Origin of the sequence: Novosphingobium sp. MMS21-SN21R, assembly GCF_031846015.1 — a bacterium.
In the GTDB taxonomy this organism is placed as follows: domain Bacteria; phylum Pseudomonadota; class Alphaproteobacteria; order Sphingomonadales; family Sphingomonadaceae; genus Novosphingobium.
In genome coordinates this window covers 1197259-1222738 of the sequence record NZ_JAVRDU010000001.1, presented here as the reverse complement: position 1 = coordinate 1222738, position 25480 = coordinate 1197259, and the positions used below count along the sequence as shown (strand labels likewise).

Annotated in this window: 38 protein-coding genes, 1 tRNA gene and 1 pseudogene; 22 read left to right on the top strand and 18 right to left on the bottom strand. The window is 60.0% G+C overall.

What is annotated here, in order from left to right; all coding sequences use genetic code 11:
* Window positions 1–75: 75 nt before the first annotated feature.
* The 13 genes and pseudogenes from RM192_RS05935 to RM192_RS05875 all read right to left on the bottom strand — a co-directional run bounded on the left by RM192_RS05935 (window position 76) and on the right by RM192_RS05875 (window position 9354).
* Window positions 76–2169, bottom strand: a complete 2094-nt coding sequence (locus RM192_RS05935; RefSeq protein WP_311506628.1) for a portal protein — start codon at window positions 2167–2169, stop codon at window positions 76–78.
* 48 nt (window positions 2170–2217) lie between these two features.
* Entirely contained in the window at window positions 2218–3672 is a 1455-nt protein-coding gene (gene terL, locus RM192_RS05930) for a phage terminase large subunit (RefSeq protein WP_311506627.1), read from the bottom strand.
* Window positions 3656–4060, bottom strand: coding sequence for a helix-turn-helix domain-containing protein (locus RM192_RS05925; RefSeq protein WP_311506626.1), 405 nt, complete (start codon window positions 4058–4060; stop codon window positions 3656–3658). Before RM192_RS05925 ends, terL begins: the two co-directional genes overlap by 17 nt.
* Window positions 4061–4177: 117 nt before the next feature.
* Window positions 4178–4480 carry a hypothetical protein gene (locus RM192_RS05920; protein WP_311506625.1) on the bottom strand — a complete coding sequence of 101 codons (303 nt, stop codon included), beginning with the start codon at window positions 4478–4480 and terminating at the stop codon, window positions 4178–4180.
* Window positions 4481–4724: 244 nt separating this feature from the next.
* On the bottom strand, window positions 4725–6146 hold the full coding sequence (locus RM192_RS05915; RefSeq protein ID WP_311506624.1) for a DnaB-like helicase C-terminal domain-containing protein: 1422 nt from the start codon (window positions 6144–6146) through the stop codon (window positions 4725–4727).
* A 311-nt stretch (window positions 6147–6457) separates the two neighbouring features.
* Window positions 6458–7255, bottom strand: coding sequence for a DUF1376 domain-containing protein (locus RM192_RS05910; protein ID WP_311506623.1), 798 nt, complete (start codon window positions 7253–7255; stop codon window positions 6458–6460).
* 172 nt (window positions 7256–7427) lie between these two features.
* Complete coding sequence (locus RM192_RS05905) at window positions 7428–7781, bottom strand: hypothetical protein (RefSeq protein WP_311506622.1); 354 nt, start codon at window positions 7779–7781, stop codon at window positions 7428–7430.
* Window positions 7778–8056, bottom strand: a complete 279-nt coding sequence (locus RM192_RS05900) for a hypothetical protein (RefSeq protein ID WP_311506621.1) — start codon at window positions 8054–8056, stop codon at window positions 7778–7780. Before RM192_RS05900 ends, RM192_RS05905 begins: the two co-directional genes overlap by 4 nt.
* A complete protein-coding gene (locus RM192_RS05895; RefSeq protein ID WP_311506620.1) occupies window positions 8056–8253 on the bottom strand; it encodes a hypothetical protein in 198 nt (65 codons plus the stop codon). Before RM192_RS05895 ends, RM192_RS05900 begins: the two co-directional genes overlap by 1 nt.
* Entirely contained in the window at window positions 8250–8687 is a 438-nt protein-coding gene (locus RM192_RS05890) for a hypothetical protein (protein WP_311506619.1), read from the bottom strand. The genes RM192_RS05895 and RM192_RS05890 overlap by 4 nt, the downstream gene beginning before the upstream one ends.
* Before the next feature lie 167 nt (window positions 8688–8854).
* A pseudogene (locus RM192_RS05885) lies at window positions 8855–8983 on the bottom strand (ClpX C4-type zinc finger protein); the annotation flags it as partial.
* Window positions 8983–9132, bottom strand: coding sequence for a hypothetical protein (locus RM192_RS05880; protein WP_311506618.1), 150 nt, complete (start codon window positions 9130–9132; stop codon window positions 8983–8985). The gene RM192_RS05880 and the pseudogene RM192_RS05885, both read right to left, overlap by 1 nt.
* 3 nt (window positions 9133–9135) lie before the next feature.
* The gene (locus RM192_RS05875) at window positions 9136–9354 is read right to left on the bottom strand and encodes a carph-isopro domain-containing protein (protein ID WP_311506617.1); all 219 of its coding nucleotides are present in this window, start codon (window positions 9352–9354) and stop codon (window positions 9136–9138) included.
* 75 nt (window positions 9355–9429) lie between these two features.
* Between RM192_RS05875 and RM192_RS05870 the strand changes: the two genes are divergently transcribed.
* The gene (locus RM192_RS05870) at window positions 9430–10173 is read left to right on the top strand and encodes a S24 family peptidase (RefSeq protein ID WP_311506616.1); all 744 of its coding nucleotides are present in this window, start codon (window positions 9430–9432) and stop codon (window positions 10171–10173) included.
* Window positions 10170–10607: a hypothetical protein gene (locus RM192_RS05865; protein ID WP_311506615.1), complete on the top strand. Its 438-nt coding sequence runs from the start codon at window positions 10170–10172 to the stop codon at window positions 10605–10607. The genes RM192_RS05870 and RM192_RS05865 overlap by 4 nt, the downstream gene beginning before the upstream one ends.
* A 399-nt stretch (window positions 10608–11006) precedes the next feature.
* Here the strand turns inward: RM192_RS05865 and RM192_RS05860 are convergent, their stop codons facing one another.
* A complete protein-coding gene (locus RM192_RS05860) occupies window positions 11007–11171 on the bottom strand; it encodes a hypothetical protein (RefSeq protein ID WP_311506614.1) in 165 nt (54 codons plus the stop codon).
* A 168-nt stretch (window positions 11172–11339) separates the two neighbouring features.
* Between RM192_RS05860 and RM192_RS05855 the strand changes: the two genes are divergently transcribed.
* The 17 genes from RM192_RS05855 to RM192_RS05775 all read left to right on the top strand — a co-directional run bounded on the left by RM192_RS05855 (window position 11340) and on the right by RM192_RS05775 (window position 18176).
* Complete coding sequence (locus RM192_RS05855) at window positions 11340–11609, top strand: hypothetical protein (RefSeq protein WP_311506613.1); 270 nt, start codon at window positions 11340–11342, stop codon at window positions 11607–11609.
* Window positions 11609–11851, top strand: a complete 243-nt coding sequence (locus RM192_RS05850; RefSeq protein WP_311506612.1) for a hypothetical protein — start codon at window positions 11609–11611, stop codon at window positions 11849–11851. Before RM192_RS05855 ends, RM192_RS05850 begins: the two co-directional genes overlap by 1 nt.
* A complete protein-coding gene (locus RM192_RS05845) occupies window positions 11848–12216 on the top strand; it encodes a hypothetical protein (RefSeq protein ID WP_311506611.1) in 369 nt (122 codons plus the stop codon). Before RM192_RS05850 ends, RM192_RS05845 begins: the two co-directional genes overlap by 4 nt.
* Window positions 12210–12464 (top strand): hypothetical protein, encoded by a 255-nt coding sequence (locus RM192_RS05840; protein ID WP_311506610.1) that lies wholly within the window; start codon window positions 12210–12212, stop codon window positions 12462–12464. Before RM192_RS05845 ends, RM192_RS05840 begins: the two co-directional genes overlap by 7 nt.
* Before the next feature lie 105 nt (window positions 12465–12569).
* Window positions 12570–12896 carry a hypothetical protein gene (locus tag RM192_RS05835; protein WP_311506609.1) on the top strand — a complete coding sequence of 109 codons (327 nt, stop codon included), beginning with the start codon at window positions 12570–12572 and terminating at the stop codon, window positions 12894–12896.
* The gene (locus tag RM192_RS05830; RefSeq protein ID WP_311506608.1) at window positions 12893–13057 is read left to right on the top strand and encodes a hypothetical protein; all 165 of its coding nucleotides are present in this window, start codon (window positions 12893–12895) and stop codon (window positions 13055–13057) included. Before RM192_RS05835 ends, RM192_RS05830 begins: the two co-directional genes overlap by 4 nt.
* Window positions 13050–13352 (top strand): hypothetical protein, encoded by a 303-nt coding sequence (locus RM192_RS05825; protein ID WP_311506607.1) that lies wholly within the window; start codon window positions 13050–13052, stop codon window positions 13350–13352. The genes RM192_RS05830 and RM192_RS05825 overlap by 8 nt, the downstream gene beginning before the upstream one ends.
* Entirely contained in the window at window positions 13345–13515 is a 171-nt protein-coding gene (locus tag RM192_RS05820) for a hypothetical protein (RefSeq protein WP_311506606.1), read from the top strand. The genes RM192_RS05825 and RM192_RS05820 overlap by 8 nt, the downstream gene beginning before the upstream one ends.
* Entirely contained in the window at window positions 13515–14177 is a 663-nt protein-coding gene (locus RM192_RS05815; RefSeq protein ID WP_311506605.1) for a hypothetical protein, read from the top strand. Before RM192_RS05820 ends, RM192_RS05815 begins: the two co-directional genes overlap by 1 nt.
* On the top strand, window positions 14174–14797 hold the full coding sequence (locus RM192_RS05810; protein WP_311506604.1) for a hypothetical protein: 624 nt from the start codon (window positions 14174–14176) through the stop codon (window positions 14795–14797). The genes RM192_RS05815 and RM192_RS05810 overlap by 4 nt, the downstream gene beginning before the upstream one ends.
* The gene (locus RM192_RS05805; RefSeq protein ID WP_311506603.1) at window positions 14798–15199 is read left to right on the top strand and encodes a single-stranded DNA-binding protein; all 402 of its coding nucleotides are present in this window, start codon (window positions 14798–14800) and stop codon (window positions 15197–15199) included.
* Window positions 15200–15223: 24 nt separating this feature from the next.
* Complete coding sequence (locus RM192_RS05800; protein WP_311506602.1) at window positions 15224–15451, top strand: DUF2312 domain-containing protein; 228 nt, start codon at window positions 15224–15226, stop codon at window positions 15449–15451.
* Between the two features lie 3 nt (window positions 15452–15454).
* Window positions 15455–15784, top strand: a complete 330-nt coding sequence (locus RM192_RS05795; protein WP_311506601.1) for a hypothetical protein — start codon at window positions 15455–15457, stop codon at window positions 15782–15784.
* Window positions 15781–16218, top strand: coding sequence for a hypothetical protein (locus tag RM192_RS05790; RefSeq protein ID WP_311506600.1), 438 nt, complete (start codon window positions 15781–15783; stop codon window positions 16216–16218). Before RM192_RS05795 ends, RM192_RS05790 begins: the two co-directional genes overlap by 4 nt.
* A gap of 67 nt (window positions 16219–16285) precedes the next feature.
* Window positions 16286–16954 (top strand): hypothetical protein, encoded by a 669-nt coding sequence (locus RM192_RS05785; protein ID WP_311506599.1) that lies wholly within the window; start codon window positions 16286–16288, stop codon window positions 16952–16954.
* Complete coding sequence (locus RM192_RS05780; RefSeq protein ID WP_311506598.1) at window positions 16951–17118, top strand: hypothetical protein; 168 nt, start codon at window positions 16951–16953, stop codon at window positions 17116–17118. The genes RM192_RS05785 and RM192_RS05780 overlap by 4 nt, the downstream gene beginning before the upstream one ends.
* Entirely contained in the window at window positions 17118–18176 is a 1059-nt protein-coding gene (locus RM192_RS05775) for a tyrosine-type recombinase/integrase (protein WP_311506597.1), read from the top strand. Before RM192_RS05780 ends, RM192_RS05775 begins: the two co-directional genes overlap by 1 nt.
* Window positions 18177–18200: 24 nt before the next feature.
* On the opposite strand, the gene RM192_RS05770 is transcribed toward RM192_RS05775, so the two are convergent.
* Window positions 18201–18286, bottom strand: a tRNA-Tyr gene (locus RM192_RS05770).
* A gap of 171 nt (window positions 18287–18457) precedes the next feature.
* On the opposite strand from RM192_RS05770, the gene rlmB reads away from it, so the two are divergent.
* Complete coding sequence (rlmB, locus tag RM192_RS05765) at window positions 18458–19285, top strand: 23S rRNA (guanosine(2251)-2'-O)-methyltransferase RlmB (RefSeq protein WP_311506596.1); 828 nt, start codon at window positions 18458–18460, stop codon at window positions 19283–19285.
* A 20-nt stretch (window positions 19286–19305) separates the two neighbouring features.
* Window positions 19306–20163, top strand: a complete 858-nt coding sequence (locus RM192_RS05760; RefSeq protein WP_311506595.1) for a hypothetical protein — start codon at window positions 19306–19308, stop codon at window positions 20161–20163.
* Window positions 20164–20267: 104 nt separating this feature from the next.
* Here the strand turns inward: RM192_RS05760 and RM192_RS05755 are convergent, their stop codons facing one another.
* Complete coding sequence (locus RM192_RS05755) at window positions 20268–20540, bottom strand: HU family DNA-binding protein (RefSeq protein ID WP_311506594.1); 273 nt, start codon at window positions 20538–20540, stop codon at window positions 20268–20270.
* A gap of 201 nt (window positions 20541–20741) precedes the next feature.
* Window positions 20742–23147, bottom strand: a complete 2406-nt coding sequence (lon, locus tag RM192_RS05750) for an endopeptidase La (protein ID WP_311506593.1) — start codon at window positions 23145–23147, stop codon at window positions 20742–20744.
* A 222-nt stretch (window positions 23148–23369) separates the two neighbouring features.
* Here lon and RM192_RS05745 point away from each other — a divergent pair, with 222 nt between their 5' ends.
* Window positions 23370–24404, top strand: a complete 1035-nt coding sequence (locus tag RM192_RS05745) for a hypothetical protein (RefSeq protein WP_311506592.1) — start codon at window positions 23370–23372, stop codon at window positions 24402–24404.
* A gap of 6 nt (window positions 24405–24410) precedes the next feature.
* Here RM192_RS05745 and RM192_RS05740 read toward each other — a convergent pair whose 3' ends face one another.
* Window positions 24411–25451: a VacJ family lipoprotein gene (locus RM192_RS05740; RefSeq protein ID WP_311506591.1), complete on the bottom strand. Its 1041-nt coding sequence runs from the start codon at window positions 25449–25451 to the stop codon at window positions 24411–24413.
* Between the last annotated feature and the right edge of the window lie 29 nt (window positions 25452–25480).

The following is a 25480-nucleotide window of genomic DNA, read 5'->3' as shown; positions in this document are numbered from 1 at the left end:
ACCGGTTCACGGCCCAGCGGTTGCCGAATGGCCGGAAGGATACGGGGGCGCAGGCAGGCGTTCTATTTCGCTTCCCTAGTAGGGGCCTTTGTTCAGCGCGCGGGGTTGCGGGACCACAGGGGTGGCTTGCCCGACATCATTGGCGGGTTGCCCAATGCCGTTAAGCGTCTCGATTGTCTTCGCCTTGGCAAGGCCTGTATCCGCTTCGATCTTGCCAACCTCGGCAACCTTCTTGGCTGCATCGGCCTTGAATTGCTCGGACTGCGCCGCAGCAAGTTCCGCCATCGGATCAGGCGTCTGCTCTTGCGCCGCAGCTTCCATCGCGGCCTGTTCTTCCTCGTTCGGTTCAACCAGGCCCATCGGCAGCGCTTTGGACTTGCGCACCCACTTGAGGAAGTCGGCAGTGCCTTCGCCGTCTGTATTCATCACGGCAGTGACCAGCGCTGCTTGGGACATTTCCATATCCTGTGCACCGGCTGAAACCTCGGCAATGCGCAACATCGCTTTCACAGTCTTGTCGCGGCGGGTGGCAGTCGTCTCGGTCACGCTGGCAATGACCTTGTAGCGCGCGTTTTCCAGATCGTTGATAGTGCGGCTTTCACCGGTTTTGCCGTTCGTCAGCATCCCCTTGATTTCCGCCTCGCCGTCATCACCGTCCTCAGACATGGTGCGAACCTTGCGGCCTGCCTCGCTGTAGATTTCCGTCGCCATCGACAGGTAAATCTCACCTTCACGCTCGACCGACTGGCGCATGTTGTCGAGGTAGATCCCGGACTTTGCATCAACACGCGCTGCGGCAATATCCATCGCCTCGGCACTGGTATTAGCCTTGACCTGCTCCGCGCCGTCTTGCTGGTCTTCCTGCAAGTCCTGATTGGCAATCTGCAACAGGGTAGCTGTGACAGGCGCAAGTGTCGGCGGCTGCACCATGCCAATCGGGCCAGTCTGTGCAATCCCACCTGTGACAGGATCAAGCAGCGGGTGGGCCGTCAGATAAGGCAGGCGGTCGATATTCGCGCGCGCCCACTGTTCGGCCTGCACCCCGTCAATCTGTTCAGGCGCGAATATTGGCACTTCACGCGGCGCAAGGGCATTGGTTTCCGCCAGCTTTGAAACGTTGGAGTTGTAAAGCCGCTGACTGTCCATCTTGTCGAGGACATAGCCTTTCCACCGCTCGATGCCGTCAACGTAGTAACGCTTGCCATAGACCGGAACGATGGGAATGCATGTGCCCGCGATGAAGCCGCAGTCTTCAAGAACCTCATTGCCCGACAGGATATATTTGTGAATGCGGCAACGCTGGCGGCGCTGGCTTCTGGCCGTCCACCCATCCGCTTTCATTGCGGCCAGATCGCCCTTTTCCATGTCCGATGCCCAAAGGCGCTTTTCCTCGCCGGAAAGCTTGTAGGTCAGGATATGGACAGTATCTGAAACGTCCTCGCGCTCGTAATATTCGGCAATCGCCACGGTGTCAGGCTGGAACCAGTCCTTTATTTTCCACTGCGGCACATCAGGCCAATCACTGGCGCAGCCTTCATATTCGTCCTGGAACACCTCGCGCGTCAACTTCGTGCGAACGAAAGCATAGCGCGCATCCGACTTGTCATACATGCGGGCTTGCAGGTCGAAGAACACCGACTGGTCGGCGTCAACGATCACCGAACCCGGATTGACCCGTTGGTGGTCGTTGTCCTTGTCTTCCTCGTCTTCCCACTCATTGGTCAGGCGATAAGCGCCAAAGCCACCAGCAACCGCTTCAAAGAATGCATTGTCGCGGGCTTGCTGTGACTTGAACCGGTAACTGTCCGCACGGTGCAGGCCATCAAGCGTGTCGGCGGTGTCCTGATCGGCGTTCGGACCGTCAGGACGGAAGTCGGGAATAATGCGGTTTTCGCGGTAATCATTTTCGATCTTGGCAACGCCGCGCCCGACCTTATCGACCTCCATCTTGATTGAGTTGTCGAATTGCTCGCCCCATGCGCCTTCCCACTGCGCGCCGGGAATGGTGATGAAACGGCGGGCTTCAAGCGACTTTGCGCGGCTGTCCTGCGTAGCGCTGGCGACGGCATCGAACCGGGCAAGAGCGCGCTTGTGCACCTCCTGCAACTTGTCTTCGTCGCGGGGCTGCTCCTCAAGGGCGCTATCGGGTTCGTAAAGTTCGTCGGCCATCGGGCGGGGATTGTATGGAAACCCCGCCCTTTCGTCCGTTTCGCTTCCCTAGCGGCGGTTGAATGCGGTCACTGTGCGCGGGATCGCAGCGACCGGCCTTGTCTGTGTGACCGGCCCGAACTGCACATCATGCACAGCATCGAACAATGGGTCTAGCTGGTCATCATGTGCGCCGCTTGGGAATGTCGAGGCTTCCGAAATAAAACCGTCCAGCCAGTCCGACCATTCAGGCAACAACACATTGCCGCTCTCGATGAACGCAGCAGCATCATAGGCGCGCGAAACCTTGTCCTTGGCTCTCTGCACCGGGACGACTGCAACACCCTCTCTCCGTAGCGTCTGGATCAATCCTGTGCCGGAAACCTTGTCTTCGATCTTCATCGCCCGCAGCGGCGCACCTGTGATGGCTTTGTGCTTTAGCCAGAACGAACGGGCCTGTGTCAGCAATTCAGGCGCTTCCCATTTCCCGCGTATCTGGTCGATCAGAACGGCTTGGCCCGTTATCGACCGCCCCCAGCACTGGAACACGCTATAGTCGTTTTCCTCGCCGGTCTTCTGTGCTGTGTCGGCATGAATTTGCCGCCATTCCAACGCGGGCAGATCGCGGTAATAACGGAACCATGCCGTCTTGATGATGCCACCGCCGCGTGGTGCGGGCCGCTGCTGCAACTGGCCTGCAACCGCGTAACTGCCCATCGTGTTTTCGAGTTCGGTAACTTGTGCCTCGGGAAAGCGCTCGGGGAACATCAACTCCCCCTCTACTGTGCGAGGATCGCCGGAGCCGAACGCCCACTTGGACCGGCCTGGTTCATATCGCATTGGAATACACAGGTGATCGTAGCCAAGCTCTATTGCCACGGCAGAAACGTCGGCTTCATTCAGCCGCTGCATGACGCAGACGATTGCCGAGCGGTCATTGTTCACACGGCTTGGCAGGGCCTCACGGAATGTCGTCACGCCTGATAGCAGCTTTGCCACGCTGTTTGCGTCGTCCACCGAATGCGGATCATCCAAGATGACGTTGTCGCCGCGCGAACCGGTCATGCTCTCGAATGCCATCGCCTCACGGAAACCGGTGCGGTCATTCTCGAATTTGGTCTTGGCGTTTTGGTCGCTGGTCAGGTTTACCGGCCAACGCTTTTGATACCAATCCGACTGGATCAGGCGGCGGCATTTCAGATTGTCACGAACCGCCAGGTCCTGTTTGTGCGCCGTGCCGAGGAACCGCAATTCAGCCCGGTCACGTGGCCCCCATTCCCATGCTGGCCAGATCACGCCAGTCAGGAGCGACTTCATCGAACCCGGCGGCACGTTCATTAGCAGGCGGCGAGACTGCCCATAGGAAACCGCCTCAAGATGCTCACAGATAGCGTCTAAGGCCCATCCCCACTTGAGCGCGGTTGCAGGTTCCAGAACATGCCAAGCCATGCGTGCAAAGTCTGCCAGCGACCGCTTGGCAAGTTCAACCTCGCACGCGTGCAGATCGTCAGGCGTCAGGAGCATTCTTGGCCGCCATCAGTTCCCGCAGCGTTTCGGTCGATAGCTTGGATGCATCGAGCATCGCAGGCGTCATGCTGCCATCGGACGAGGTGTGGTCGATATCTTTGCGATCCCGCCAATCCTGCGACCGCCTATTCTTGAGCCAGAATATTGCGGCTGTCACATCTGGGGCAACCTTGGCGCGGAATGGCGCGTAGACCGGCTCTAGAGCGTTTGCTGGCATGAAGATTTTAACTTCTTCCTGCTCATACCCGATAGCGCGCTGGTAAAGGCTGCGCTCAACTCGCTCATCGCAAATTGCCTTACCTCCCTTTAAGGCCTGACAAAATGCGTCATGGGCGTGCTTCCAGCGATAGATGGTTCGCACATCTACTCCAAAGAAATCGGCCAATTCCTGATCTGTAGCGCCAAGCGCGCAAAGCTTTTCAGCCTGTGCCGCAAACTTATCGTCATACGACGATGGGCGTCCTGCGCCTGCGCTCTCCTCTGTCTCGGGCATGTCCTTACCCTACCCTTTCCGCCGGTCTATGGCTTCGTTCGCTTTCCGCAGCTTCAAGAGCCGGTCATATGCCCCTTGGCGCGGTATCTTGTTGGCATCGGCAAAGCGGGAAATTCCGCCCTTGGAATGGCTGGCCTGCCATAACTTGCGGTCAAGCGTCGCTGTCCACCTGATGCGCAGGCCAGTGGATTTATGACCACGACACACGATGGCCTCGATGATGTCCGTTTCATGGTCTGCAAGCGCACGGTGCTTTCCCACCTCGGTCAAGAGCGTCAGCAGGAAATCGGACTGAACGCAGATTTGTGTCATTGCCTTCCCCCCTTGCGTGCCATCAGTTTGCCCCCTTGCGAATTGTGTTGCGGCCCTCATGCCTTACGGACTGCAATGATGTCGCCGCAGCTTCCGTCGTGTATCCAGTTGATCTGCCCGCGCGTGAATTGTGCCTCTGTCCAGACACCGGCAGACCATGGCCCTCGCAGGATGATCTGGAACGGGCCGTCGTCGCGGGGTTCGCGTGTTCCGGGCCAAGGGTGGAAGCCGTCAGGGAAGTCATTCAACGATCCACCTTCACAAAGCGCGATGCCCGGAAGTCGAACGTAACGCTCACTTCATCCTTGCGACCGGGTAGGCCCATGCGAACCTTGGTCGTGATGATCTTGGCCAGATTGTCCTTGGGATCGGGCCGGTGATAGGTCAGGCCATAATCCGCCTTGTTCGCCCAATTGGCCGAGCCTGAAATGTCATAGAGGCCGGGGATTTTCTTGGCCCCTTCATGCGGCTTTGTCGGATGGGCCACGATCCAGAATGCAACATCGTATTGCTTGGCAAAGCGCTTGATCGCCCGAAGCGCTCGGCTGATGTAATCCGTTTCGGTTTCATCGCGGCGGCGCTTGTGTTCCAGTTCATTCCATGGATCGAGGACGATCATCTTGGTGCCGTGGCGAACCACTGCGGTGCGGCAAAGGTCGAGGAACTTGTCGAGGTCCATTTCCATGTCCTCGTCAACCGCCTGTGAAATGATCGTGAGGCGGTCGGCCAGAATGTCGTCAGCATCGCTTGTGTCGGTGTTGGTCAGATCGTGCTTGCCGCACTCCATGATCGCCATGCGCAGGCCGTCCCGCAGGATCGGCTTAACGTCGGTTTCGAAGGACGCGACACAGACCGGGAAATGATAGCGCAGCGCGTGCCCGATGATCGCGTTCATCACCGTGGACTTGCCCATGTTGGCGTATCCAGTGACGACCGTCAGCGTGCCGGGGACGATTGCGATCATGTCGCTGATGGCGTCGATCCCGACCGGATAGGACCGGACCTCGCCGCGTTCGGGGAAGTCGTCCAGCTTGTAGAGGCCCTGAACCGGGTAAGGCTTGGCCTCGGCAATGCACTTGGCCACGGTCAGCGCGCCGTATTCCTGCAAGACTTCGTTCAGGTCTTTGCAGGGGAACGGGTATTCGATGAACTTGCACCTGTCGGCACCAAGCAGCGCGACCAGGTCGGCGCGAAGGTAGTGGCCCGCCTTGTCGTCATCGACGGCCAGGACGAATTCACGGACTTCGGCAAGGGCTTCGGCGTGGCGGTCAATCCATTCGTAACGCTTGGCGTTGTCGAGGTCAGCGGTGACCGACGAAGGCGCACCGTTCGGAACGGAGACCACCAGTTCGCAACCCGATTGGATCGCCGCTATCGCGTCCCATTCCCCTTCCGTTATCACGACAGGCGCTTGCCCGCTGCGGGCTTTCGGTTCGCGCAGGCAGTCCGCGTTCCAGAGCGCAAGCGGCGCTCCTGCGTCCATCCTGTGGTCCTTTTCCGAGGTCAGCCGATACTTGTGATTGATCGCCTGCCCAGCTTCGAGATACGGGATTGCCAGCCATGCCTTGCCGTCCCGCATGACTGTTTCCAGCCCAAGTTTGGCGGCAAGCTGCGGATCGAGACCGCGTGCTTCGATCCATGCTGAATGCTTGGGATGGATTGTCATTGATGGCCCCTGAAAACGAACAATTGTGGCAGTGGAAAACCCAACCTTGGGCGTCTTTGGTCACGCTCAAACATCGGTCCCGCTTGTTTTTGCGGGTGGCGGAACAGGCGGGGCACAGGTGCTTGCCGGTCTTGGTGGGGGTGAAGTTCAGCATGGGTCCGCCCTATCTGCGGCTTCCCGCAAGATGCTTGCCATCGCCGCGTATACTGGCTTGGTAAGATCAACAGGCGGGTGGCTGTGCTTTTCCAGTTCTGCCAATCGGCGCTCAATTTCCGAGAGCCGACGCAGGATCGAGGCGTCGAGAGGTTCCGTCACATCGGGAACTCCTCTGCCATTTGCTTGGATTTACGCAGAACCCCTTGGACGTATGCGATTGGGTCCGCCGCGCGCTCCAATTGAGCCGCCGTGATTGCGTTGGCCGTCTCAGGCTTGCCGAAGTCGCGGCACCATTTGCCGATCAACGAACCCTTGGAAGGACCGCCAAGATAGGATTTCGCATTATCCCAAAAAACCTTGTCCGAAGACGCGGAAGCGTCAGTAGCTTTAGCTACTGTATCTTCTCCCTGTCCCTCTCCCTCTCTAAGCTGTCTACGTAGACGTCTACCGCCCGTCTCGTCGGCGTCTTTTGCTTGTCTCAGAATGTCCTCTAGAGACGTCAACGAAGCATTCATCGGAGGGACTACACCAAGGTCACGTAGTTCGGCAGAAACCTCTTTGACGCGCTCCCTCCAGCGTTGTTGACGGTTGGTTTTGTTCGCCCGCTTTTCTTGGAAACCAGAACGCCGATCCCATGCATCATTGGCTTTCTCGGCCACAACAGGGTGATACAGGCGACCATCGCTGCACTTGATGAAGCCGCGCAACGCCATGTCCTTGACCTTTTTCCACTTGGAACCGGCCCCGGAGAGGTGCGCAAGAACGCGGTCATCGTCTGGCAGGCTAGCGGCAGGTATCTGCAACCAGCACTTGCACCACAGCGACAAAGCCGCCTTGAACTCATCGCCGGTCGAGAGCGCAAACAGATCGCTATCAAGCAGGCGGGTTGCATCCAACGGCATGAAAGCAAAGTCGCGCAGATCACAATCGGCGGGTGTGAGAGGCGCTGTCATTGAGTCACCGCAAACGACAGAGCGAAGTTCTCGTATGCGTCATCACGCAAGACGGTCCATGCCGGGTTACTGGCAAGGGCAGGATTAGCTGCCTGCGTCAGCAATAAGGCTTGATGAGCCTCCCATGCCTCCGTGGCGCGCTTTTCGTCCCACAGGATAACCGGCGGCTTTTTCACAACGTCACCTCAAGAATGAACTGGCTGGTTCGCGCCGCGTCGAACTCGACAACAGGCGCGTCGAACAGGCGGTCATTGATGCCCAGCGCGTCGGCAATCCCATCCAGGTAGGATTTTGCCGCAGCCGAGCAATTGTCCTTATCAGGCAGTGGGCCGCGCGGTTTGGCAGAGACGGTCAGTTTGACCTTCACCCGGCTTTCAGGCGTTGTAGGCTTATTGCCGCGCGTCTGTTCCCATGTTGCCGCCATAGCCCAGCCACGGTGCTTTGTGACCTGACGGCCCTTGGCATGGTAGTGCCCGCGCCCGTTCGGCCACAGCAGGCGATCAGGATAAGGAAGGACTATCTTCACGCTGCCCTCGCCTGATAGATCGCAGCGACGAAAGCGCGGTTGGCCCGGTCCATATTGTTGGCGTAGCGTTCATCCATCCAGACGACCGAACTGTCGAAGTCGCGGATATTCCGACGCGACGCCGAACGCTCGTATACCGCTCGCATACGGCTAATTTCAGTGACGCTCGGTGAGCTTCCCAAGTTGGAAAGCACTTCGCTGCGAACGCGCGTCGGTGATCCGATATACTGGACCAACACACGCGCCATATCGTTCGGGCTGTTGTGGTAGTCCATCATCCCCGCCCCTGTGCAAGCTGGCGTGTCATGTGGCCGAGAGCCTGCGGGCTTTTGGCCTTGTCGCGGTTCAACCGACGGCGGCGAAGGTTGTAGGCCAGTTCGTTTTCAGGCGTCGGGATGAACTCCTGCACCTTGATCGTGGAATGCGCGATGGCATCGGCCCATGAGCCGGGAAGGCTGGTTTGGTCGATCATGCTGCTTGCTCCAAAAGGCTTTGCAGCGCGGCAATCGCTTCTTCGATAGCGGGCCGGTTCTGCTTGATTTCGTCGCCGTCGATTTCGTTGTCGTCCTCAAGCGCCACACCTAGCGCGAGAGCGGCTTTCAGGATTTTGCTCTGCACCGTGCGGCCATGGATGGCAGACGGACGGCTTTCGACGCACAGGCGCTCCAGAGAGCCAGTGAAGCGCCCATTCCATTCACGCTTGCCAGCAGCATAGGAAACCAGCCCCATATCCGCCTCGCCTGCGCAATACTTCGCGGCCATATCTTCGGACTTGCCCAGAACGCGGCCGATGTCGGCATAGGTCAGGCGGTCCTCTGACTTGAGAAGGGCGAGGTCGTTTCCAACTGCCTCCAGAATGGTGAAAGCGGAAAACACCGGACGCTTTGCCGTGGATTGTCGGGTCACTGTGCGATTATCCCGTTTGCATGGAGAACGTAGAAACCAGACGCGCGCTTGAAGCCGAGCCGATTGGGGCCTTGGTGGCGCGCGTGCTGGAGAGGATTGAGGGGCATTTAGGCCTCGACGCCGATGTCGCTGGCGAGCATCAGGCGATGGTCATTGAGGAAGTCATTTTCAGCGATCAGAATATCGGCACAAAGCACTACGCATTCGTCGCAGATCATGGCCGCGCCGCCGACGATCAGTTTACGAACCTCATGCTGAGACTTTCCGCAGAAGCTGCAATAGAGAGTTTCGCCCATCACTCGCCCCCCTCAAACCCACGCGGCCAACCCTTGCCGACAGCCTGTTCATGGCATTCACGGCCAGCCTTCCAGAGACAGGCGAAGTGGAACGCGAGGATTGCGGCGGTGATCAGCGCAGAGCCGATGGCGATGTGTTCGCTGCCCATGGGTCAGGCTGCCTCAGACGGGCGCAGGTTCGCGGGCATCAGATCGGACGCGGATAATGCGATGCCGTCTTCATCCGCCGCAGTGATGATTTCCGACCAGCGATCGAGTGGGATCTGGTTGCGGTCGCTCCAGCCTTGCACCGTGGTATGGTGCGGGTGACCCAGCTTGCGAGCCAATGCGCGAATGCCGCCAAGGCGGGCGATGATCGTTTGATGCTCCATACACACAATTATGTACAGCGAGTGTGTACACCCGTCAACGTAGATTGTGTGACCGTACATGATGATAATTCGGGCATGGCGAACACGGACACCACAGGCCAGCGGTTACGGGCGTTGATGGAGCGCGCGGGGCTTTCCGTCCGCGTGTTTGCGCAGGCAGCGGGCTATTCACATGGTTCTGGCGTGCAACGTTACATCGAGCCGGATTTTGAAGGCCAGATCAAGCCGAGCGTGGCGCGCCGGTTCGCGCAGGCGCTTGTCGGCAAAGGCTCGCCACCCATTGACGAAGGTGAAGTCTTTGCGCTGATCGGCATCCCGACGGGCAATGCCATACCAGTCCATTACGAGGGTGCGTCAGAGCAGAGGATGCACCAGGACATTCCTATTATCGGCACGGCATTGGGCGCAGACAGGGTGGCGGGTGAATTGGCGATCGAGCAAACCTGCCTCTACGAGAATGAGCAGATCGGCTTTGCGAAGCGGCCTGTTGTCCTTGATGGCCGGACAGACATCTACGGCCTATATGTGCAAGGGTCGTCAATGGACCCAGCCTATGAAGATGGGGCGCTGATCTTGATCGAAACAAAGCGCCAGCCTCGCATCGGTGAATATGCCGTGATCTACCTGCGCATGAACGGGGAGGATCAGGAGAGCGATGGCGACGGCCACGCGCGCACGATCATGGTCAAGAAGCTGGTCCGAAAAAGCGCCAGCTTCATCGAGTTGGAGCAGTTCACGCCGCGCATGACATTCCGAATTGACGCTGGCGAGGTACTTAAGATGCACCGTGTTGTGCCTTGGGGGGAGTTGCTGTCGTGATCTGGCTTTTGCTTGCCGCTGATGCAGCAGTTTTGCCCGACATTCATCTGGTCTGTGCAGGGCAGACGGCGGCTAACATGGCCTCCGAGACAACCACAGCCAACATGACCGACAGCGAGGGTTATTCAGCCAACGGCTATGCCACAACATCGCGGCCCACAATCGTGAAAATGACCATACAGTTCCGCATTACCGATGGAACTGCGGAAATGAACGTTCCCCGCATGATCGCGCCGCCTATTTCGAGCAGCAAAGAGGGCTGGTACGCCGTCAAGGCTTTGCGCGTGACTGATGACCAGATCAGCGGCAAGGTGAAGTTCAACTTCATTAACAGTTCGTCATTCCGAATAGATCGAACCACTGGCGTAATGACTTCCTCCGGCGGCTTTCAAGGCAATTGCACGAAAGTCGAAAGGACCGAGCGTAAGTTCTAACCCGCCCTGTTTGTGATGTGAGGATACCCGATGTTTGGCCAGCAGAACACGATCATCGAAGCCATCCGTTCAAGGTCGGAGGTCACTTTCGTCTACGATGGCGCGCGTAGGGTCTACTGGCCTTATATCCTCGGAGAAACGAGGTCAGGGGAAGTAGAAGTGTTCGGATGGCAGACGCGATCCGATAAGGGAGGTCCGCCCGACTTCCGCCAGTTTCGACTACGTAATCTAACCGGGCTAATCGCAACTGGAGAAAATTTCGCAACACCGTTGCAACCCGTTGATCCGGTGAAGCGCGGCTTTGTTCGGGTGTTAGCCCGTCTATAAAACCACCGCAGTCACACGCCTCCGGTCGGTATGCCGGAAGCTGATGAAGAGAGCATTCCGCCCAATGACCGATCATGGGCGTTCCCCTAAGCCTTGCGCCTCACGCTGTTCCGGCCCGTCGAGTAGCCCGATCAGCTTGGCCATTGCTGTTTCGGCGTCGATCCCATCCGGCACCAGGTATTCCACCATCACGCCCTGACACTTCCTGACCAGCACATCCAGCTTTCTCGCATTCATATAAGGCTCCGTCGTTTGGCGGGGCCTTTTTCGTGCCCCGCGTCGGGAGGATAGCAGGTGAGTCGCAAGCCGTACACATTTTCTGTAAATTAGCACTTGCGCGGTGTACACACTGACTGTACACAGCCTCCAGACAGCAGGCCAACGCCTTGCATGATTGGAGCCAGCATGAACGCCCACAGCCACAAATTCCCCAAGTCAGTCGTCACCGACGACCACGCCTGCAAGGTGTGCGGCTTCGACATTCAGGTCACCGGCTACGATTGCCTCGTTTGCCAGACTGTTGCCGAACTGCCTGACGATGCACTGAACCCCGTTTCGGCGGTCCACATGGCTGCGTCTGTCAATCGCGCGATCACTGCTTCAGTCCGCAGCGGTGAAGTCAACCAGCCCATTCCCGACGCCCGGTGGATGGCACAGGCGGGGGTGCGATTCTGATGGGCACGAAACCTTCCGAACTCACCCGCGACATGTGGACCTACAAGGGTTGGCAGATCGGCTTCGACATGCCGCCGATCCCGACCAATGCGTTCGATTGGTGCGCGACTTCCCCCGATTACGATGTGGATTGCGATGGTGACGGTTACTTCCGTTCCGCCGGTCAACAAGTCCACGCCGCGACTTACGAAGACCTCTTGCAGGAAATCGAAGACGCGATTGCTGATGGAGACGACGCATGAGTGAGGCAATCCTTAACCAGCCATGGGAAGACGTTGCAGATGACGTTACAGGCGCAATTGAGAAGGCGGTGCAGCCGCTCCTCAAGAAGGCCGTGGACGACATTTACAGCGGGCTTCTGGACGCAACGCAGGATTACTTGCGCGACAACGTGGCCTTCAACATCGCTAGTCGGATTAGCACCTCTGATCGTGAAGCCGCTGATGCTCGCCAACGCTATGCCGAATTGAGCAAGAGCCATGAGGCGCTTCTCGAACTGGCCTACCAATACGCCAGCGACCTGCTCTACCCACCCACCGCAGACAGCCGCGAACGCCGCCTTGATCGCATTGCCGCCGTTCTGGCGAAGGCAGGTGTGGCATGTTGACCAACGTCCGCAGCGTTCGCCCCGTCGCCCTGACTGACAGCCCCCGTGAGAACGCCCGCATTGAAGCGCTCGGCGCGACTGCCGCGCATGTCGAGTGGGCCATTTCCGCCTTGCAGTGCGGCGAGACAGATCGCGCGCTTGAATACCTCGCCAAGGCCCAGCGCGCGATGATGCATGTTGTGCCGAGCGCAGTCATGGGCGGGACTGACCTCTACATTCCCGGCGTTCCGGTGCGGTCGGTCGCATGATGCCTGGCTACTCCCCCCTCCGCGACCTCATCGCCTGCCTGTTCGTCATGCCTACCGCGCTGGCAATTCTCGCAACCGTTATTCTCACAATCGGAGCGTTTACCCATGGATGAAAGCCTCACCAATGCCGAGCGCAAGACGCTCAACGCCGCCTATGACATCCTCAATGGCAAACTGAACGAGGGCGAATACTGGACATTCGGTTGGCGCTGGTATCGCGGCCACGCAAAGCCGTCAACTGATGTGAGCATGTTTACCGCCGTTCTCGAAAAGCATATTTCATGGCTGGAAGGCGAGACGTTTGCCGACAAGATCGCAAATGGCATGGCTATGAACGCAGCCGAGCGCGCCGCTGCTCCGTCGCCAGAGGAAGCCAAGCGCCTTCGTATTCAACGCTTACGCGACCAGTTGGAACGCGAGGAAGCGGCATGACCCGCTGCGCCACCATCCGCCGCCAATGCCCCCACACCGGCAAATGGATCACCGGCCCCGCGCATCTGTTTGCGCCGCCACGTGTGAAGCAATCCGACATCGCCCGTTACGGCAGCTTTGAAGCCGCCCGCGACGCCATGAAGGATCATGTGCATGGGTGAATATGCCGAACTGGCTATGGAGGGTCATTATCGCATCTACGGCGAGGAAACGATTTTCCCGCGTGGATGGATGAGTCAGCGCCGACCGTGCCCGTATTGCCAGAAGCCAGTTGCAGGACGCGACGAAGGAATGCGCGCCCACATCAAGGCCAAACATGGTGTCGCCGCGCTCAAGGCGACTGACTGGTCGGCACTCCCTCCACTCGATGAAATTTCCCGCCGCCTCGCTGCCACCGCAGAGGCTCCTAACGCCGCGTTCGAGGCGCGTGGCGGAAAGGCTCAAGGCAATGTCTGAAACCGACGTTGACCAGATCGCATACGGGCTTCTGTCCGATGCCAGGATCATCGGATGCGCGTCTGCCTCGCAACTCGCTTCCCATCTGGAATGGCTTGTCGAGGTGCAGGACAACGTAGCCCGCGCCATTGAAAAGGCCCGGTCCATTCGGGTGCCAGCGTGATGCAGGGCCATAACAATCCCCCGGCGTCCATCGCTTTCGGTATGGAGATAGACGAACTGTTTGCCCAAGCGAACAGCGTCACCACCATCGAAAACGATGACCAGTTGGCATTCGTGGAAGGCCTTGCAGCCGATCTACGGCGTGCCCGCAAGGATGCAGACGCCAAGCGGACCGAGGAAAAGCGCCCGCACATGGAGGCGGCAAAGGCGGTTGACGACGAATGGCGTGAACCGATCCGCAAGGCAGACATTGCCATCACGGAATTACGTGACCGCCAGACGCCCTACAAGACCGCCAAGCAGGCAGCGAAGGATGAAGCCGCCCGCAAGGTGCGCGAGGAAGCAGATGCCCGCCAGAAAGCCGCACAAGCCGCTTTGCACAGCGATGATCTGGACGAACGCTATCAGGCAGAAGCGGAACTCAAGACCGCTGGCAAACTGGCAAGTGTGGCAAACAAGATCGAACGCGCGCCTACCGGCCTTCGGACGTTCTGGCAGGCTGAAATTACCGATCCGCGCGAAGCCTTGAAGCACTACCTCAAGGCCAGCCCCGAGGCGTTCCATGTGATGCTCCAGGAACTTGCCGACAAGGACGCCCGGTCCCCCGCCACCCGCCGCGATATTCCCGGCGTGACCTTCACCGAATGCAAGAGGGCCGCATGACTGATACGATGCACCTTTGGAACAAGGTTTCCAAGACCAACCCGGACAACACGAAGAAGGTCAACCAGCGCGGCGGCTTCACCAGCATTTGCGCTCAATCGCAGATCATGGAAGCGACCCGCGCATTCGGTCCAATCGGTCAAGGTTGGGGCTACATCGCAGAAGCGCCCATCTTCCACGATAACCTTGTGCTGGTCCGCGTCACGCTTTGGCATGGCGACCGGGAAAACACGTTCGGGCCGGTCATTGGCGGTGCGGAATGGAAGGTCAAGGAACGTCTCGACAGTGACGCGCCGAAGAAGGCCACCACCGATGCGATTACGAAATTGCTCTCGCAATTAGGCTTCAACGCCGACGTATTCCTCGGCCTGTATGACGACAGCAAATACGTTGCGCAGGTGACGCGCGAGTTTGCGCCCGAGCCAGAACCCAAGGCCGAACTGCCTACCGGCCCGATCAACGACAAAACCCGCGATTGGGTTTCTGACCAGCTTCACAAAAAGCAGATCGAACCGGGCGAACTGTGCCGCGCGTTCGAAGTCACCAGCCTCAAGGCCCTCACTTACGAACAGATCAACGCAGTCAAAGACTGGCTGTCTAACTACCGAAAGGCCGCATAAATGCTTATCCTCACACTGGCTGGAAACACCGGCAAGGACGCCGAGTTCAAGACTACGCAGGACGGCAAGGAATTTTGCTCATTCAGCGTTGGCGTCTCGACCGGCTACGGCGACCGCAAGGCCACCACATGGGTTGACGTGACCAAGTGGGGCAAAGGTGCCGAAGGGCTGTCCCGCATTCTCCGCAAGGGCAGCAAGGTCACCGTGTCGGGTGAAATGTCCACACGCGAGCATAACGGCAAGACCTACATTCAGTGCCGCGCCGATCATGTCAGCATTCAGGGCGCGCCGCAGGGCGGTGATCGCCGGGAGCCAGACGGTTCGCAGGGCCATGCAGGTGGGTTCGCTGGAGACGATCTGGACGATTCGATCCCATTCGTCAGCAATCGCGGCATTTTCTAACCCCACCACACAAAGGACAAGACCATGAGCGATGACCGCCTCCGCCTTTTGATCGAACGCGCCGAACGCCTTGAAGAAGAAAAGAAGGGCATTGCCGAAGACCTTAAAGGCGTTTTCGATGAAGCCAAGGCCACCGGCTACGATGCCAAGATTATGAAGCAGATCATGCGCCTGCGAGCCATGAAGCCCGACGACCGGCGCGAAATGGAAGCCGTGCTGGAAGTCTACAAGACTGCGGTCGGGCTGGACTGAACCATGGGCTGGTCACCGAACCACAAGCGCATCAAGGAACGCTACAACCCGATCCCCAACACGGCGGAACGGGCCTTTGAGGCGCACTTGCGTGACCAGCCCTGTTTTGGTTGCGGTGGACGCTCCCACGTTTGCCACCACACCCGGCTTGAGTTCGATGGCAAGGCCCGCCGCCGTGAACACCGCTGGCAAATGCCGCTCTGCAACGCCTGCCATTTGGACTGCCACAAGGTGCGCGAAGCCGTCTGGCTGGAAAGCATCGGCAAGCGCCCAGAACAGGCCATCGCCTACATGAACGTCCAGTGGGGACTAAGCCAAAGGAAAGCGGCGTGAGCATCGAAAAAGCACCCCTCTATTTTGAAGCCCGCCTTGGAATGCTCAAGCCTGCCAATCGTGCAGCCGAGGAAGCGATGCGCGACATCAAGGGCCGCGTGCGCGTCGAAGTCAAGGGCGGCATTGCCAACCAGCGCCGTCGCGGCCTGTATTGGGTTTGTGCCGGGGTGGTCGTGGAATTGCTCAACCAGTCACACGGCCTGACGCTGGACGAAACCGACCTGCACGACCTGACGCGCGACAAGCTGCGCATGTTCGATGAAATCCGCCTTCCAAGCGGGGACACCCTGCGCAAGCGGCACAGCACCAGCAACCGGGCGATGAATGAAGCCGAACGCGCCGCCTTCACAGATCGAGCCTTGGCGCTCTGGTCAACATGGGCAGGCGTGGACGTAACGACGTTGCGCACCGAAGCGGAAAGGCTCGCGGCATGACCTACGAGGCATGGGAGACGCTGGCCGATGTTGCCGAGACGGCGCGCGGGTTTGAGGGGGTGGGGGGATGACACCCCGCGTCCTCATCGGCTGCGAACGCTCCGGCGTCATGCGCCGCGCTTTCCTCGCCCTCGGCTTCGATGCCTGGTCCTGCGATACCGAACCCGCAGACGACGGCAGCAACCGCCATATCCGCGATGATCTGCGTAACCACCTCAACGCCGGATGGGACTTGCTCGCCGTGATGCACCCGCCCTGCACCGTGCTTTGCAACTCGGGCGGGCGCTGGCTCTACATCGGTGGCAAGAAGGTGAACGGGCGCGATGAGGCGCGCTGGTCCGAACTGGACGCCGCCGCCGGCTTCTATCGCACGTGCCGCAATGCACCGATCGAGCGCAAGGCCATCGAGAACCCCGTCATGCACGAACACGCAATCCGCCTGACAGGACGCGGGCGCACGCAATTCGTGCAGCCGTGGTGGTTCGGGGAGCCGTTCTTCAAGGCTACAGGGTTCGAGTTGATCGGCCTGCCAGACCTTCGCCCGACGAACCGGCTTGTCCCGCCAGCGAAAGGCACCGACGAACACAAGTCATGGAGCCGCGTGCACCGGATGCCACCGGGGCCGGAGCGCGCGCGGTTGCGTAGCGAGACGTTCCCCGGCGTTGCAGCCGCCTGTGCTGCGCAATGGGGCGCTGTGCTGGGGATGCCCGAACAGATGGAGTTGTTTGCAGCATGAGTGCACCGGCCCGCTTCAAGCAATCCGACTTGCGCCGTGCGGTCAAGGCCGTCGAAGGGCTTGGCTATGAGGAAGTCCGCGTTGCTATCGGGATCGACGGAAAACTGGAAATCACCGTTCGCAAGCATATGAACGACGATGACATGGGGCAGGAACTCGACTGATGAACCGTCGCAAGTGGCTCCCTGAAAACGTGACCGAGTGGAAGGACCGCCACGGCAAGAAGCGCTATCGCTTCCGTAAAAAGGGACTGCCTGATTATCATTTCAAGAACGCGCCGGGTTCGCCGGACTTCCTGACGGAACTCTATGCCGCACAGAAGGCCGAGACGCCCCCTGTGGAGCAGTTCGCGCCGTTCACCTATGATGCACTGGCGCAAAGCTTCTATGGCACCGTGGCGTGGATCGAGATGGCCGAGAGCAGCAAGAAGACCTATCGCAGCATCATCGAGCGGTTCCGCGCCAAGAACGGCACGAAAGACGCGCGCAAGGTGACCGCCGCAAATGTGGCAAAGCGAATCGCTGATATGGCCGACAAGCCCGCCGCTGCCAACAATCTGCGCAAGACGCTTTCACGCCTGCACCGCCATGCGATCCTCTTGGGCTGGCGCACGGACAATCCCGTAGAAGTCACCCAGGCATTCAAGAAGAAGGGTGAAGGCTTCCACTGCTGGACCGATGCCGAACTGGCTGCGTTCGATGCTCGCTGGCCTATCGGGACGCGCGAGAGGCTGGCAAAGGAACTGTTGCTCGGCACTGCGCTGCGCAAGTCCGATGTCCTCACGGTCGGCAAAGGCAACCGCAAGGGCGACCGCCTGATCCTGTCGCACACCAAGAACGACAGCGACACGGACATCAGGATGAGCGCCGCCATGATCGCGGCAATCGATGCGTGCCCGACCAAGGGGCCAACCTACATCGAGACGATGTATGGCGAGCCTTACACCCCGACAGGCTTCTACAATTGGTTCAAGCGCGCCTGCGTCAAGGCTGGCATTCCGAATTGCTCCCCGCATGGCCTTCGCAAGGCAATCAGCCGAATCATGGCAGAGCATGGCGCGAGCGTTCTTGAAGGCCGCGCCGTGACCGGACACAAGACCGACAAGGAGTTCATGCGCTACGCCGAACAGGCCAACAAAGCCAAGATGGCCGATAGCGCGATGGCGAACCTTTCAAATTGGTTCGCCATTGAGGCCACCGAATCAGAGGAAAAACCTAAGTGATTGCTGGCATTAGCAAAAAACTAGTGGTGGACAGGGCTGGATTCGAACCAGCGTACGCTCTCGCGGGCAGATTTACAGTCTGCTGCCATTAACCACTCGGCCACCTGTCCACACCAGTGCTGCCGGTGCGGGATTCCTTGAAAAGGAGCCCCGATTTTGTGACCTCCGAAGAGGCCGTCCGGCCGAGAGGCGGTCCCTTTGGCGAAGCATGACTTGCCTGTCAATGGGGAGGCTGGCATGCGCGGCACGAAATATCCTGCGAATTCACGAAAAGGTGTCCGATGGCCCGCAACGACGATCAACCCAAGGGAAAGGCCATGCGTGGCCGCGAAGCCCGCAACAAGCATGGACGCGGTTCGGGCAAAGGTTCCGGCCGAGGCAATGGCGGAACCGTGCGGCTGTGGGGACGCCATGCCATCGAGGCCGCGCTGACCAACCCCAACCGAGATGCCAAGAAGTTGTGGGGCACGCGCGAGGCAATCCAGCAATTGCTGGACGATAACGACGCCGAACTGCCTACTTCCCTGCCCGTGGAATATGCGCAGGCCGCCGACCTTGGCCGCCTTGTCGCAAAAGACGCGCCGCATCAGGGCATGGTGCTGGAAGTCGCACCGCTCGATGACGTGGCACTGGACGATATTCTGGACGAAGCCGAAGGCCGCACCATCGTCGTGCTCGATTCGGTGACCGATCCGCACAATGTCGGCGCGATCCTGCGGTCGTGTGCGGCGTTCGACGTCGCGGCTTTGGTCACGCAGGACCGCAATTCGCCCCCCGAATCGGGAACGCTGGCGAAGTCCGCGTCGGGCGCGCTCGAAGTGGTGCCATGGGTGCGCGTGGTGAACCTTGCCCGCGCGCTCGAACGCATGGCCGAGCATAATTACTGGCGCATCGGCCTTGATGGCAACGGCAAGGGCGTGTTCCCCACGGCGCTTCCGGCAGGCCCGGTCGTGCTGGTGCTCGGCGCAGAAGGCGAAGGCCTGCGACACAATGTCGCGCAGCATTGCGATTCGGTGGCGCGGCTGCCCATTGCGTCAGCCATCGAAAGCCTTAACGTCTCGAATGCGGCTGCAATCGCGCTCTATGCGGTAGCAACTCGCACGGAATAGGCTTTTGACAGGAGGGGCTGATGAAGCATTCGGGCGCAGTCGCGGGAATGGTCGCCGCGCTGTTCTTGCTCGCAGGCTGCATGCTCCTCCCCGGCAAGTTCGCTTCGGACCTCGCCCTGCGCAGGGACGGCACCTTCAGCTTCGCTTACAAGGGCGAGATCTATCTGCTCGCGCTGTCGAAAATGGCAGCCGAGCAGCGCAGCAAGGACAGCGAGAACGCGACCTTCGAGCCTTCGACCTGCTATAACGACGAAACTGGCGACGAGCGGGAATGCTCGAAAGACGAAATCGCGGAGCAGAAAAAGGTCTGGGAAGACAGCATCGCCGCTGACAAGGCTTCGGCTGCCGAGAAGAAAAAGTCAGACGATGCCATGGCCAAGGCAATGCTTGGCGGAATCGACCCGTCTGATCCGCGCGCCGCGCAGGAATTTGCCGAACGCCTGCGCCGCCAACGCGGCTGGAAGTCGGTGATCGACAAGGGTGACGGGAAGTTCGAAGTGGACTTTGCGATCTCTGGCAGGCTCGACCACGATTTCTCGTTCCCGACCGTAGAGAAACTGCCAATGGTCACGCCGTTCGTGACGCTGATCCGCCGCGCTGACGGCTCCGTGCGGATCGAAGCGCCGGCCTTTGCGCCAAGCGCATCGCAATCGCCAATGATGGGCATGGCAGCTGCCTCGGCGGGCAAGGACGGCAAGGCAGGCGCAGAGGGCATGCCCACACTGGATGGGGTGCTGACGCTGGTGACCGATGGCGAAATACTGGCCAACAATACCGAGGAAGGCCCCTCGCCCGTGCCCACCGGCAAGAAGCTGGTGTGGATGGTGAATGCCCGCACAGCGAGTGCGCCCACTGCGCTGGTGCGGATCAATCCCTGAGCGGCAGGTATCGCGCAAAAAACCGCGCCAGCACGGGCCGGCGCGGTTTCTTGATCAAATTCGTCCGGCGGCCCGTGGTCAGGCCGGTGCGAACGGCACGCTCGTCAGTTGACGGCGTCCTTCAGGCCCTTGCCAGCCTTGAACTTGGGCTGCGACGAGGCCTTGATCGACATCGGTTCACCGGTACGCGGGTTGCGACCGGTCGAGGCCTTGCGCTTGGCAACGGCGAAAGTGCCGAAACCGACCAGGCGCACTTCGTCGCCCTTGGCCAGCGCACCGGAGATCGATTCGAAGACGGCTTCAACAGCCTTGGTCGCATCGCCCTTCGACAGGCCGCTGGCATCGGCGACTGAGCCGATCAGATCGTTCTTGTTCATTCGCGGAACCCCCTAAATCTTTTTCTTGGGAAAGCTTGGGTTTGAATCGCCTTTCGGGTGGCGCGAAGAGAGCGGAGAAACACAAACCTGTCAAAGGTAAATGCGACGAAATACTTTAAAATCTCCCCGGTTTACGGGGGTTTTGGAGCACTGCGCCCGCTCCGCGCAATATCGTTGCGCGAAGCGGGGCCTGAGTGATTGTCAGTGTGCGGTCTGCGACGGGACCTGTGCTCCCACCGGCGGTGCAGGCTGAGTCGCCAGATCGTCGGCTTCGGTCCATTCGATCGGTTCGATCGGTGCGGTCAACGCCCGTGCAAGCACCTCATCGACATGGGCAACCGGGATGATCTCCAGCCCCTCCTTGATGTTCGCCGGGATCTCGGCGAGGTCCTTGCGGTTCTCCTCGGGGATCAGCACAGTCTTGATGCCGCCGCGCAAAGCTGCGAGCAGTTTCTCCTTGAGGCCGCCAATGGCCAGCACGCGGCCGCGCAAGGTGACTTCGCCGGTCATCGCGACATCGGCGCGCACCGGGATGCCAGTGAGAGTCGAGACCATGGCGGTGACCATGCCGATGCCTGCGCTCGGCCCGTCCTTGGGCACGGCGCCTTCGGGCAAGTGGATGTGCAGATCCTTGCGCTGGAAGATCGACGGCTTGATCCCGTAGGCCGGGCTGCGCGCCTTGACGAAACTGAAGGCCATCTGGACGCCTTCGCTCATCACTTCGCCCAGCTTGCCCGTAGTCTTGACTGCACCCTTGCCGGGGACAGTCACGCTTTCAATCGTCAGCAACTCCCCGCCAACTTCTGTCCAGGCGAGGCCGGTGACCGAACCGACCTGATTCTCCTCATCCGAAACGCCATGGCGGAACTTGCGCACGCCGGCATATTCATCGAGGTTTTCTGGCGTGATCGTAACGCTCTTGAGCTTGCCTTCGAGGATCTGACGCAGCGACTTGCGAGCAAGGCGCGCGATTTCACGCTCTAGCGTGCGGACGCCGGCTTCGCGGGTGTAGTAGCGGATCAGGTCACGAAGGGCGTCATGCTCGAGCGTGAATTCGCCCTTCTTGAGGCCATGTGCCTCGACCTGCTTGGCAATCAGATGACGTTCAGCGATCTCGACCTTTTCGTCCTCGGTATAGCCTTCGAGCCGGATGATCTCCATGCGATCAAGCAAGGGTTGCGGCAAGTTGAGGCTGTTCGCCGTGCAGACGAACATCACATCCGACAGATCGATATCGAGTTCGAGGTAATGATCCTGGAACTTCGAATTCTGCTCAGGGTCCAGCACCTCCAGCAGTGCGGAAGCCGGATCGCCGCGGAAATCCTGACCCAGCTTGTCGATCTCGTCGAGCAGGAACAGCGGATTGGCCGTGCCAGCCTTCTTGAGATTGGTCACGATCTTGCCCGGAAGCGAACCGATGTAGGTGCGGCGGTGGCCGCGAATCTCGGCCTCGTCGCGCACGCCGCCCAGTGACTGGCGCACGAACTGGCGGCCGGTCGCCTTGGCGATCGACTTGCCGAGCGAGGTCTTGCCCACGCCGGGAGGACCGACGAGGCACAGGATCGGCCCCTTCAGCTTGTTGGTCCGCGCCTGCACCGCGAGATATTCGACGATGCGGTCCTTGACCTTGTCGAGCGCATAGTGATCGGCATCGAGCACGGCCTGCGCAGCCGGAAGATCGCGCTTCAACTTGCTCTTCTTGCCCCAGGGCAGGCCGAGCAAAACGTCGAGGTAGTTGCGGATGACGGTCGCCTCGGCGCTCATCGGCTGCATGCCCTTGAGCTTCTTCAGCTCAGCCTGCGCCTTGGCCTTGGCTTCCTTCGACATCTTGAGCTTGTCGATCTTGTCCTGCAGCTCGGCGATTTCGTTCGCCTCACCCTCGTCACCGCCGCCGAGTTCCGACTGGATCGCCTTCAACTGTTCGTTGAGATAATATTCGCGCTGGGTCTTTTCCATCTGGCGCTTCACGCGGCCACGGATCTTGCGTTCGACCTGCAGCACGCCGAGCTCGCCCTCCATGAAAGAGAGCACCATCTCGAGGCGCTTGAGCGGATCGGTTTCGGACAGCACTGCCTGCTTGTCCGACACCTTGGCGGCAAGGTTGGCGGCGACTGCGTCGGCCAGCTTGCCCGCATCCTCGATGTCGCCCAACTGGCCGCCTGCATCCTGCGGCATCTTCTTGGACAACTTGGCATATTCGGCAAACTGATCGACGACCGAACGCATTGTGCCAGAAATCTCGGTGCTTTCCGCGATGACCGGCTCCAGCTGTTCAACTTGCGCGACCAGCATCGCACCGCTGGCCGTCGTTTCCTCGCGCAGGTTTTGCAGAACCGCGCGATCGCGGCCTTCGACCAGCACTCTGACAGTGCCATCGGGAAGCTTGAGCAGTTGCAGCACCGTGGCGACTACGCCGGTGTCGAAGAGATCGTCGCGATCAGGATCGTCACAGCCCGGATCGAGTTGAGCCAGCAGGAAGATGTCCTTGTTGCCGGCCATTGCCGCCTCAAGCGCCGACACCGACTTTTCGCGCCCGACGAACAGGGGCACGACCATGCCGGGGAAAACCACGATGTCACGCAAGGGAAGCAGGGGATAGAGATTCATGGGTACTTCGTTTCCGTCCAACCGGGCCCGTCGCCCGGCGCTTTCCCTGGATATGGGGGTGCCCCGCCCGTGTCGCAATGGCTTTCGGCACATCGGTTGTGGAACACCTGATATTAGGGTCAGGACCTAGGGTGAAGCCCTGAAGACTGCAGATACTGTAAACCCGATATTAGGTATAATCCCCCATTGCGGTGGCGAAGACTGAGGGGATTGCCACCGCGAATGCTGCGAACACGAACCACGTTGATCGTCGGCGCAGGGGCCAGCGCCGAATTGCAGTTCCCCGGAAACGCTGAATTGATGTCGCGCATCATCCAGGGTTACGACTTCGAGCGCACAAATTCCGAGACATCCACGCGCGACGGGCAACTGCTGCTCCGCAACATCTACAAGCTGGCCGAACGCCTGGGCAAACAGGTCAAGGATGTGGCAGCGGCGGCCGACCGCCTGCGCAATGCCTGCCGCCTTGGCCGATCAATCGACAGCGTGATGGAGCAGTACGACCACGATGCCATGGTCGTGGCCTGCGCCAAGCTGGCGATCACCTATTTCATGGGACAGGCCGAGGCCCGCGCTTCGTTGCGCGATACGCCGCGCGTACCCGGTGAATTGCCATTGCAGGGCAAGGTCGCCGAATACTGGATCTATCAGCTCGGTCAGCTGATCACATCGGGCGTGCCGCGCAGCAAGATCGGCCAGACGCTCGAGCAGATCACGATCATCAACTTCAACTACGATCGTTCTGTCGAACACTTCCTGCCTTATGCGCTCGTCATGGCTTACGGCATCGAGTTGAAGGAAGCGCAGTCGGTGATTGCCGAGAAGCTCAACGTCATCCACCCGCACGGCACGATCGGGCGCCTGCCATGGCAACGGGGCGATGCCCCGCAAGCCGAATGGGGCGTCGAGCAGCCGTGGAACCTGCACGCCATCGCCGCGCAGCTCAAATCGCTGCACGAGCGCCATTCGGAGCGCAATGCCGTGCGTGATATCCGGCTGGCTGTGGCAGGTGCCAAGCGTTTGGTGTTTCTTGGCTTCGGATTCCAGCCTCAGAACGTCGATCTGCTGTTCGAGAACAGCCTTTCCCACAATCCCGAAGTGCTGGTTTCAACTTATGGGATGAGCGCGGGCAACGAGGCGACGGTGGCGCTCATGCTCAAGCGCCTTGCCGGACTGGAGAGCGATGGTCTGTTGCTGCTCAACCCCGGCAAAGCCTGGGAAGTGTTGCGCGATTATTCGTTGCTGCTGGAAAGCTGAGCGCGCTCAGCGGCCTGGACGATAGCCTGCTGGCATGGGCTGGACGACGGGTTCGGCGATGAACACGGTTGGCAGCGGTTCGGGCGGCTCGATCGGGATCAGCACTGCGGCGGGCTGTGTGACGGGTGCTGCAACTGGCAACACGACAGAGCCTTCCCGCTGGAAATCGGCCTTGCCGTGGAGCGCGTCAATCTCGGCCTGACGGGTCTTCAGGTAGATTTCGCGGTAGGTCGCGTAAGGGTTGGATTCCTCGCGGATGCGCCGGAACAGGGCATCGTTCTCGACCCGATCATCCAGCGAGCGCACGACGAACCCGCCATAGACATAAGCCGGGTGCTTGAGCGGGCCGCCAACCGCAAACGGCATCAGGAAACGGTCCAGCCCCAGCCCGATCACATCGCGCAAGGTCGTCGGCCCGACGAGCGGCAGGAACATGTAAGGGCCCGTACCGATGCCGTAATAGCCCATGGTGTAGGCAAAGCCGTTGCGGCGATAAGGCAGGTTGAAAGGCTTCTTCTTCGCGACGTCCATCACACCGGCGACGCCGATGGTCGAATTGATCGCGAACCGCCCCAGCGTTTCGGCAGCCTTGCCCGGCTTGAGCTGGAGCAGGAAGTTGAGCGCGACAATCGGCTCGGTCAGGTTCAGCAGGACATTGCGCAGCCCGGTGCGGATGGGCGCAGGGATGGACTTCTGATAGGTCATCGCCAGCGGAGCCACGACAGCGCCATCGACTGCCTGAACCGCCTGATAGGACGCTTCATTGACCGCGCGCATCGGGTCTTGCGGTGCCGCACGTTCGCCCGAAACGACGATTGCGTCCTGCGGCTTGCTGATCTGGTCGAGCGAGGGCGCCGCAGCGGCAGGCGCTCCGGGCGTAAATGACGGTTGCGGCAGAACGACCGGTGCCGACGGCTGCGGTGCCTCAGGCGTTGGCGTAGCTTGTTCGGCAGACGCGGGCAGCGCAGCGTCTTGTGCAGCAGTATCGGCCGAAGGCACAGGCGCTGCGGCAAGCAGCACAGCGCTGGCCAGAACAGTTACGCTCAATCGGAATTCCTTGTTAGGGCGGGCAAGAG

Bases quoted from the DNA above. Each gene is read 5' to 3' on its own strand.
- RM192_RS05935 (WP_311506628.1), bottom strand. From the start codon at position 2,169: ATGGCCGACGAACTTTACGAACCCGATAGCGCCCTTGAGGAGCAGCCC.
- terL (WP_311506627.1), bottom strand. From the start codon at position 3,672: ATGCTCCTGACGCCTGACGATCTGCACGCGTGCGAGGTTGAACTTGCC.
- RM192_RS05920 (WP_311506625.1), bottom strand. From the start codon at position 4,480: ATGACACAAATCTGCGTTCAGTCCGATTTCCTGCTGACGCTCTTGACC.
- RM192_RS05915 (WP_311506624.1), bottom strand. From the start codon at position 6,146: ATGACAATCCATCCCAAGCATTCAGCATGGATCGAAGCACGCGGTCTC.
- RM192_RS05910 (WP_311506623.1), bottom strand. From the start codon at position 7,255: ATGACAGCGCCTCTCACACCCGCCGATTGTGATCTGCGCGACTTTGCT.
- RM192_RS05900 (WP_311506621.1), bottom strand. From the start codon at position 8,056: ATGGACTACCACAACAGCCCGAACGATATGGCGCGTGTGTTGGTCCAG.
- RM192_RS05895 (WP_311506620.1), bottom strand. From the start codon at position 8,253: ATGATCGACCAAACCAGCCTTCCCGGCTCATGGGCCGATGCCATCGCG.
- RM192_RS05880 (WP_311506618.1), bottom strand. From the start codon at position 9,132: ATGGGCAGCGAACACATCGCCATCGGCTCTGCGCTGATCACCGCCGCA.
- RM192_RS05875 (WP_311506617.1), bottom strand. From the start codon at position 9,354: ATGGAGCATCAAACGATCATCGCCCGCCTTGGCGGCATTCGCGCATTG.
- RM192_RS05870 (WP_311506616.1), top strand. From the start codon at position 9,430: ATGGCGAACACGGACACCACAGGCCAGCGGTTACGGGCGTTGATGGAG.
- RM192_RS05860 (WP_311506614.1), bottom strand. From the start codon at position 11,171: ATGAATGCGAGAAAGCTGGATGTGCTGGTCAGGAAGTGTCAGGGCGTG.
- RM192_RS05855 (WP_311506613.1), top strand. From the start codon at position 11,340: ATGAACGCCCACAGCCACAAATTCCCCAAGTCAGTCGTCACCGACGAC.
- RM192_RS05850 (WP_311506612.1), top strand. From the start codon at position 11,609: ATGGGCACGAAACCTTCCGAACTCACCCGCGACATGTGGACCTACAAG.
- RM192_RS05845 (WP_311506611.1), top strand. From the start codon at position 11,848: ATGAGTGAGGCAATCCTTAACCAGCCATGGGAAGACGTTGCAGATGAC.
- RM192_RS05840 (WP_311506610.1), top strand. From the start codon at position 12,210: ATGTTGACCAACGTCCGCAGCGTTCGCCCCGTCGCCCTGACTGACAGC.
- RM192_RS05835 (WP_311506609.1), top strand. From the start codon at position 12,570: ATGGATGAAAGCCTCACCAATGCCGAGCGCAAGACGCTCAACGCCGCC.
- RM192_RS05830 (WP_311506608.1), top strand. From the start codon at position 12,893: ATGACCCGCTGCGCCACCATCCGCCGCCAATGCCCCCACACCGGCAAA.
- RM192_RS05825 (WP_311506607.1), top strand. From the start codon at position 13,050: ATGGGTGAATATGCCGAACTGGCTATGGAGGGTCATTATCGCATCTAC.
- RM192_RS05820 (WP_311506606.1), top strand. From the start codon at position 13,345: ATGTCTGAAACCGACGTTGACCAGATCGCATACGGGCTTCTGTCCGAT.
- RM192_RS05815 (WP_311506605.1), top strand. From the start codon at position 13,515: ATGCAGGGCCATAACAATCCCCCGGCGTCCATCGCTTTCGGTATGGAG.
- RM192_RS05810 (WP_311506604.1), top strand. From the start codon at position 14,174: ATGACTGATACGATGCACCTTTGGAACAAGGTTTCCAAGACCAACCCG.
- RM192_RS05805 (WP_311506603.1), top strand. From the start codon at position 14,798: ATGCTTATCCTCACACTGGCTGGAAACACCGGCAAGGACGCCGAGTTC.
- RM192_RS05800 (WP_311506602.1), top strand. From the start codon at position 15,224: ATGAGCGATGACCGCCTCCGCCTTTTGATCGAACGCGCCGAACGCCTT.
- RM192_RS05795 (WP_311506601.1), top strand. From the start codon at position 15,455: ATGGGCTGGTCACCGAACCACAAGCGCATCAAGGAACGCTACAACCCG.
- RM192_RS05785 (WP_311506599.1), top strand. From the start codon at position 16,286: ATGACACCCCGCGTCCTCATCGGCTGCGAACGCTCCGGCGTCATGCGC.
- RM192_RS05780 (WP_311506598.1), top strand. From the start codon at position 16,951: ATGAGTGCACCGGCCCGCTTCAAGCAATCCGACTTGCGCCGTGCGGTC.
- RM192_RS05775 (WP_311506597.1), top strand. From the start codon at position 17,118: ATGAACCGTCGCAAGTGGCTCCCTGAAAACGTGACCGAGTGGAAGGAC.
- rlmB (WP_311506596.1), top strand. From the start codon at position 18,458: ATGGCCCGCAACGACGATCAACCCAAGGGAAAGGCCATGCGTGGCCGC.
- RM192_RS05760 (WP_311506595.1), top strand. From the start codon at position 19,306: ATGAAGCATTCGGGCGCAGTCGCGGGAATGGTCGCCGCGCTGTTCTTG.
- RM192_RS05755 (WP_311506594.1), bottom strand. From the start codon at position 20,540: ATGAACAAGAACGATCTGATCGGCTCAGTCGCCGATGCCAGCGGCCTG.
- lon (WP_311506593.1), bottom strand. From the start codon at position 23,147: ATGAATCTCTATCCCCTGCTTCCCTTGCGTGACATCGTGGTTTTCCCC.
- RM192_RS05745 (WP_311506592.1), top strand. From the start codon at position 23,370: ATGCTGCGAACACGAACCACGTTGATCGTCGGCGCAGGGGCCAGCGCC.